Origin of the sequence: Phenylobacterium sp. (assembly GCF_036723115.1) — a bacterium.
Taxonomy (GTDB): Bacteria; Pseudomonadota; Alphaproteobacteria; order Caulobacterales; family Caulobacteraceae; genus Phenylobacterium.
This window is the reverse complement of record NZ_DAIMHV010000130.1, coordinates 1-7465: the sequence shown is the minus strand read 5'-3', so window position 1 is coordinate 7465 and position 7465 is coordinate 1. Positions and strand designations below refer to the sequence as shown.

The 7465-nt window shown below is 68.4% G+C and carries 4 protein-coding genes; 2 read left to right on the top strand and 2 right to left on the bottom strand.

The genetic code is table 11. The features are described from left to right. Positions 1-464: 464 nt before the first annotated feature. Complete coding sequence (locus tag V7D28_RS12145; protein ID WP_333587644.1) at positions 465-2561, bottom strand: M13 family metallopeptidase; 2097 nt, start codon at positions 2559-2561, stop codon at positions 465-467. Between the two features lie 77 nt (positions 2562-2638). After that, a complete protein-coding gene (locus V7D28_RS12140) occupies positions 2639-4273 on the bottom strand; it encodes an AMP-binding protein (protein WP_333587643.1) in 1635 nt (544 codons plus the stop codon). A 137-nt stretch (positions 4274-4410) separates the two neighbouring features. On the opposite strand from V7D28_RS12140, the gene V7D28_RS12135 reads away from it, so the two are divergent. Both V7D28_RS12135 and V7D28_RS12130 read left to right on the top strand, forming a co-directional pair. Beyond that, complete coding sequence (locus V7D28_RS12135) at positions 4411-6186, top strand: cation:proton antiporter domain-containing protein (RefSeq protein ID WP_333587642.1); 1776 nt, start codon at positions 4411-4413, stop codon at positions 6184-6186. Positions 6187-6663: 477 nt separating this feature from the next. Further along, on the top strand, positions 6664-7465 hold an 802-nt coding region (locus V7D28_RS12130), incomplete at its 3' end, for an outer membrane protein (protein WP_333587641.1).

Sequence of the window (7465 nt, the reverse complement as noted above, 5' to 3'; positions counted from 1 at the left end):
GGGCTGGCCCTGGCGGGGGCGGGGCTGGGACCCGTGGCGGCGACGCGGCCGGATTTCCTGTTTGAAACGGAATCGCCCGGAATGGCCGCGCTTCAGGCCGCCCTGTCAAAAATTGATAAGTGAGTCAAAAATAACGCAATCCCAGGGTGTCCAAGCGGTTGCTCTCGCGAGAGTGATCGCCTTTTCCGCCGGAAACGCCGAATTGGCGCATTGACTCCCACGGGGAATTGCCGTTTTGTCATCAGGCGAGAGACATGACGGCGACACAAGTCTGAAGTCTCCGGCGTTTCGGGGAGGAAACGCCCTCTAAAAACAGAGCGACAGCTCGATCAAAGAACCGGCCCGCTGCGATTATCCCCCGCAGCGGGCTTTTTCTTTGCGCACCCGTCAAAAAACTGGCGAAAGAGTCAAAAAAAGCGCGCCGGGGTTTCCGGCGCGCTCCAGGGCCTCATGGTGATGGCCGCCTACCAGATGCGGACGCGGTCGTCCGGCGCCACGTACATCCGGTTCTCCGGCTGCACCTCGTAGGCCTCGTACCAGGCGTCGATATTGGTGATCGGGACATTGACCCGGTACTCGCCGGGGGAATGGGGGCCCGTGACCAGCTGCCGGCGAAGGGCGTCCTCGCGGTACTTGCCCCGCCACACCTGGGCCCAGCCCAGGAAGACCCGCTGTTCGCCGGAGAAGCCGTCGATGACCGGCGCCTCCTGGCCCTGCAGGGACAGGCGATAGGCGTCCAGCCCCAGCAGCAGGCCCCCCAGGTCGGCGATGTTCTCGCCCATGGAGAGGTCGCCATTGATCCGCAGGCCCGGCAGGGGCTCGATGGCCGAATACTGGGCGCCCAGCTTGCGGGCCTGCTCCATGAACCGCTCGGCGTCCTGCGCGGTCCACCAATCGGCCAGCCGCCCGTCGCCGTCGGACTTGCGCCCCTGGTCGTCGAAGCCATGGGTGATCTCGTGACCGATCACCCCGCCGATGGCGCCATAGTTGATGGCCGGATCCGCCTCGGGATCGAAGAAGGGCGGCTGCAGGATGGCGGCCGGGAAGACGATCTGGTTCTTGGTGGGGCTGTAATAGGCGTTCACCGTGGGCGGGGTCATACCCCACTCGTTGGGGTCCACCGGCTGGTCCAGTCGGCCCACGCGGAAGGCCCAGTCGAAGGCCGCGGCCCGCTCGATATTGCCATAGAGGTCGTCGGCCCGGATCTCCAGGCCGCCATAGTCGCGCCATTCCTCGGGATAGCCGATCTTGACGGTGAACTTGGAGAGCTTCTCCAGGGCCTTGGCCTTGGTTTCATCGCCCATCCAGGTCAGACGCTCGATCCGGCCGCGCATGGCCGTCTTCACGTCGGCCACCAGGGCGTCCATCTTGGCCTTGCTCTCGGGCGGGAAGTACTCGGCCACATAGAGCCGCCCCAGGGCCTCGCCCACATTGCTGTCCACAGCGCTCACCGCCCGCTTCCAGCGGGGGCGTTGTTCCGGCTGGCCCGACAGGGTCTTTTCCCGGAACTCGTGATGGGCCTGGACGAAGGCGTTGGAGAGATAGGGGGCCGCCTGGTCGGCCAGGGTGTAGGCGGCCCAGGCCTGGTGAACCTCCACGGGCGTCTCCTGGAAGATTTCCGCGATCTTGGGGAAGGCGGTGTTCTCCGAGGCCACGATCTTCGGGACGCCGCCAAGGTCGGCGCCTTCGGCGAAAGCCTGCCAGGGGAAGGCCGGCGCGAAGGCCTGCAGTTCGGCCAGGGTGTAGGGATTGTAGGTCTTGTCGTCGTCGCGGCGTTCGGCGCGGGTCCAGGAGACCTGAGCGATCCTGGTCTCCATGGCCAGGATGTCGGCGGCCCGGGCCTCAGGCTCGGGCCAGCCCACCAGGGACAGAAGCTGGGCCACATAGGCCTGGTACTTCTCCTTCTGGGCGGAGAAGCGCTCTTCCAGATAATAGTCGCGATCGGGCATGCCCAGGCCGGCCTGGCCGAAATAGACCGTGTAGCGATCCGGCGACTTGGCGTCGTCATACACATAGGCCGAGAAGAATGAGCCGCCGAAGCCCTTCATGTTCTGGCCCATCAGCCGGGCCAGGGACGCGTGGTCGGTGGTCTGGCGCACGGCGGCGAGATCGGCCGCCAGGGGCTCAGCTCCCAGGGCCTCGGCGCGGGCCTGGTCCATGTAGCTGCGATAGAAGTCGGCGATCAGCCGGGTGTCGCCCTGGGCCTGCGGATCTGCGGCGGAACGCTCCAGAACGGCGTGCATCCGGTCGATGGAAAGCTCGTTGAGCGCGTCGAACACGCCGAAGCGCGAGCGGTCGGCGGGGATTTCCAGGGCGTCCACATAAGCGCCGTTGGCATAGGCGAAGAAGTCGTCGCCCGGACGGATCGTCCGGTTCATGCCGTCCAGGTCGAAGCCCCAGGCGCCCATGCGCTGGGCGCCGCCATGGGACTCGCCGGCCTCATCGGCATGGAGGTGGAACATGTGCAGCTGGCGGTCGCCAGGCGCCGATTGAGCGGCCGCGGGCAGGGCGGCGGAAAGCAGGGCGGCCGCCGCAGCGGCGCCGAACCAGAGGGATTTCATAGGGTCATCAGCCTTCAAAGGTCTGGGATGGCGCGACCATGCCCCGCCCCAGCCTTCGAAGGCTCATTACAATTTTGTTAGGCCTTGACCCCAAGGGCGGCCTGGGCCTGGGCGCGGACGCCCTTGTAGTCGAGCTTGCCGTTGGGCGCCCGAACCACCTCGGCCAGGACCAGTTCGCGGGGGACCTTGTAGTCCGCCAGCAGACTTTTCACATGCGCCTGCAGGTCGGCGAGGCTCGGGGGGGTGTCGCCCTGGAAGTCGACCACCGCGCAGATGCGCTCGCCGAACCGCGGGTCGGGCAGGCCGACCACGGCGGCGTCGCGCACGCCGGCGAACCGCTTGAGCGCCTCTTCGACTTCCTCGGGGAAGACCTTCTCGCCGCCGGTGTTGATTACCTGACTGCCGCGGCCCAGGAGGGTGATGTTGCCATCGGCCTCCACCGTGGCCCAGTCGCCGGGCACCGACCAGCGCTTGCCTTCGAAGATCCGGAAGGTCTTGGCGGTCTTTTCCTCGTCCTTGTAGTAGCCGAGGGGGGTGTGGCCGCCCACGGCCACCAGGCCGCGCTCGCCCGAACCTGCGGCCACCCGCCGGCCGTCTTCGGTGAACACCGCCGCATTGGGACCCGCGGTGAACTTGGCGGTGGCCGCCGAGACGCCGCCGCCCGAAGCCGAGGAGGCCAGCCCCAGGGCCTCGGATGAGCCCAGGCTGTCCATGAGCATGATGTGCGGCAGGTGCTTCAGCAGACCCTGCTTGTTCTCCGCCGACCACATGGTGCCCGAAGAGACGATCCGCTTCAGGCTGGGCATGGTCCAGCGGCCGGGATGGGCCTCCAGGCATTCGAGCATGGGCGCGGCGAAGGCCAGGCCCACGATAATCAGCCCGCTGACGCCCAGGCGCTCCACCTCGTCGAACAGGGTCGCGGGATCGAACTTGCGCGAGGGCAGGGTGGCGACGGCGCCGCCGCCCACCAGCTGGCCGAAGGAGATGAACTGGCCGGTGGCGTGCATCAGGGGCGCCACGGGAATGGTGATGGACTGCTCGGCGCCGGCCGCCGCATTGGCGCGGGCCCGTTCGCCGGCCTCGGCGCAGGTTTCCAGGGGGGGCAGGCCGAGCAGCAGGTTGGCGCCGCCGCCGAGACCCTTGAACAGGTCCTCCTGGCGCCACATCACGCCCTTGGGCATGCCGGTGGTGCCGCCCGTGTACATCAGCAGCAGATCGTCGGCCGAACGTCCCCAGGGCGCCTGGAAGGCCGACGGGTCGCCGGCGGCCAGGTCGTCATAGCTCACCGCCCAGTCGGGGACCGGATGGCCCTCTTCGGGGACGGCGACCCAGATCTTCACCTTGGGCAGGCGTCCGCGGACCGAGGCCGCGGTCTCGGCGAAGGAGGCGTGGAAGACGACAGCCTCGGCGTCGGCGTTGTCGAACAGATAGACCAGCTCGTCGCCGCTGTAGCGATAGTTGGTGTTGAACGGCGCCAGGCCCGCCTTGAAGGCCGCGTAGTAGGTCTCGATGTATTCCGGCGCGTTATAAAGATAGGCGGCCACCTTGGACTGATGGCTCAGGCCCGCCGCCACCAGCCCCCGGGCCAGCGCATTGGCGCGGGCGTCGAATTCGCCCCAGTTGATCACCCGCTCGCCGTGGATCAGAGCCGGACGATCCGGCGTTGCGGCCGCGACCGCCTCCCACAGGTTGGCATAATTCCAAACCTCCATCGGGCATCCTCCCATATCTAAAATATGGGCGCATAAAGGAGAGCGACCCCTTCCAAGTCAACGGCGCCGCGCAGGCTCGCCCCTCGCGCGGGGGCTCGCCTTGTCCTAGGGTCTCGGCGGGGTTTGCGGGGGAGTCGATGGACGCACACGGGTCGGCCGAGGGCTACAAGGACATTGTGCTCTTTCTGGCGACGGCGGGCGTCATCGTGCCGCTGTTCCGCCGCTGGCGGATCAGTCCGATCCTGGGCTTCCTGCTGGCCGGCGTGGCCCTGGGACCGTTCGGCCTGGGCGCCCTTGCGGAGTTCGCGCCCTGGATCGCCTATTTCACGGTCGGCGATCCTGAGGAGATCGCCCAGCTCGCTGAGCTGGGGGTGGTCTTCCTCCTGTTCATGATCGGGCTTGAGCTGTCGTGGGAGCGGTTGCGCCTCATGCGGCGCATGGTCTTCGGCCTGGGCGCCGCCCAGGTGGGGGTCAGCCTGGTGGCCATCGCCGGCGTCGCCCTCCTGCTGGGCCTGCCGCCGGTCTCGGCGCTGGCGATCGGCGCGGCCCTGGCCCTGTCGTCCACCGCCATCGTCATGCCGGTGCTCATCGAGCAGCGTCGGCAGCACTCCAACGCCGGGCGCGCCACCTTTTCGGTGCTGCTGTTCCAGGACCTGGCGGTGGCGCCGATCCTGGTCACCCTGGCCATGCTGGGGGCCAGCGGCGGCGAGGACCTCTCCCCCCGCCACCTTCTGGCCTTCGCCCCGGCCATGGCCGGCCTCGTGGGGATCGTCCTGGTCGGCCGACTGCTCCTGCGGCCCCTCCTGCGCTCTGTGGCCCGCGCCAAGAGCGAGGAGCTTTTCATGGCCGCCTCCCTGCTGGTGGTCATCGGGGCGGGCATGATCAGCGCCCTCACGGGCCTGTCCATGGCGCTTGGCGCCTTCGTGGCCGGGCTGCTGCTGGCCGAGACCGAGTTCCGCCACCAGGTCGAGGTGACCATCGAGCCGTTCAAGGGCCTCCTGCTCGGCCTTTTCTTTCTCTCCGTCGGCATCGGCCTCAACCTCTCCCTGCTGGCGGCGCGGCCGGTGGAGGTGCTGGGCCTCGCCCTCGCCCTGGTGTTGGTCAAGGGGGCTGTTCTCTTCCTGCTCGCCCGGCTGATGCGCTTCCCGGTCCCCGCCGCCGCCGAGATCGCCCTGCCCCTGGCTGCGGGCGGGGAGTTCGCCTTCGTCATCCTCGACCAGGCCATGGGGCTGGGCGTCGTGCCCACGGGTGTCGGCCAGATGGTGGTGGTCGCCGCGACCCTGACCATGGCCTTCGTGCCCCTGCTCGCCTGGTTGGGTCAGAGGCTGGCCGGGCGAGAACCGCCGCCGAGCCCTCAGGAGCGGCCCGCCGCCGCGCCGGACCTGGCCGCGCCGCGGGTGCTGGTGGTGGGCTATGGCCGCGTGGGCCAGCTGGTGGGGGACATGCTGTCGCGCCACGAGGTGAGCTGGGTGGCCGCCGAGCGGGACGCCCGGCTGGTGGACCAGGCCCGGCGGGCGGGCCGCAACTGCTTCTTCGGCGACGCCGCCCGGGGGGAGTTCCTGCGGCGATGCGGTCTGGCGGAGGTGGGCGCCCTGGTGGTGACCATGGATGATCCGGAAGGGGTGGAATCGGTGGTCGCCGTGGCGCGGCAGGAGAGGCCGGACCTGACCATCGTGGCCCGGGCGCGGGACGCCCGGCACGCCAAGCGGCTCTACGACCTCGGCGTCACCGACGCCGTGCCCGAGACGGTGGAGGCCAGCCTGCAGCTTTCCGAGACGGTGCTGGTGGAGATCGGCGCGCCCATGGGGCTGGTGATCGCCTCCATCCACGAACGGCGTGACGAATTCCGGCGTGAACTCAACCGGCCCGACGCCCTGGGGGGCCGCCTGCGCCGCACCCGGGAGCGACGGTGAGGCGCTCCACCTGCAGGTGATTCCGTTTGGCGCGGGCCGCCGCCGGAGCGACCCTCATCGTCCAGGCCGCCCTGGCCGTCCGCCCACGCGCGAAAAAAAAATGGCGGCGCGCGCCTAACCTGGGGAACCTGGGCCTTGTGACGGCGTTGAGTGGCCGATGTCGGGGCGCCTGGAGGCAGCTCCGCGACCGACATGACGTTGCGAAGGTCCTAGGGACCCGCCGCAGCGAGTGGGTAGAAGATTATCGACCGGTGTGGGAAAGAGCGGCGAGAGACTCTTCCCCGTCCACCTTGGGGGCGAATGCCTCGGTCGAGGGTCAATAGGGGAGGGGTCGACCTAGAAGTTCTCGCAAATTCCACCAATTGGCCGGTGATTACGCATGAGTGTTGCCTGGGCGCCACTTTCGTAACCGTTTGGTCTTGATATAAACGCTGCTGGGTCATTTGGCCGCAGCAGAGGGCATGAGAGGGCTCAAATATGAAATTTAAACTCCTGGCGGGCGCCGCCATGGCCGCGGTGTTCGCCGCGTCCGGCGCTTCTGCGCAAGACAGCGGCTGGTACGGGGCGATGGACCTCGGCTATCACTGGCCGGACAGCTTCGACGCTGACTCCTCGAACACCGCCCCGGGCGGCTCCCTCTACACCTGGAACTTCAACCAGGACGACGACTGGGCCGGCTTCGCCCGTCTGGGCTACCGTCTGAACCCGAACTGGCGCGTGGAGCTCGAGGGCGGCTATCGCCCCGGCGACATCAGCTCGGTTCGCGGCGGCGCCAACAACGCCATCCTGGGTCTCTGCACCCCCGGCGTGGTGCGCACGGCCACGGCGTCCACCTGCGGTTCGCCCACCGGCGACATCGAAGCCTGGACCCTGATGGGCAATGTCATTTATGACTTCGCTCCGGGCGCGGCCATCAATCCGTTCATCGGCGCCGGCGTCGGCATCAATCACGTCCGCATGGACGTGGCCGGTCAGTTCTCCAACGTTCCGGGGACCCTGAGCGCCACCAACCCCGCCATCCAGAACCTCCGGATCGACGACGACGACACCGCCCTGGCCTATCAGGTCCTGGCCGGTCTCGCCTGGCAGGCCAGCGAGCGCCTGAACGTCGACCTGACCTACCGCTATCTGGGCGGCACGGATCTGGACTTCGCCTCGGCGGGCAGCGCCAACCTGCAGCCGGGCGTCTTCACCGGCCAGTACAGCGACCAGTCGGTGACCGTGGGTCTGCGCTACGCCTTCTCGGCGCCGGCCGCTGCTCCGCCGCCGCCGCCCCCGC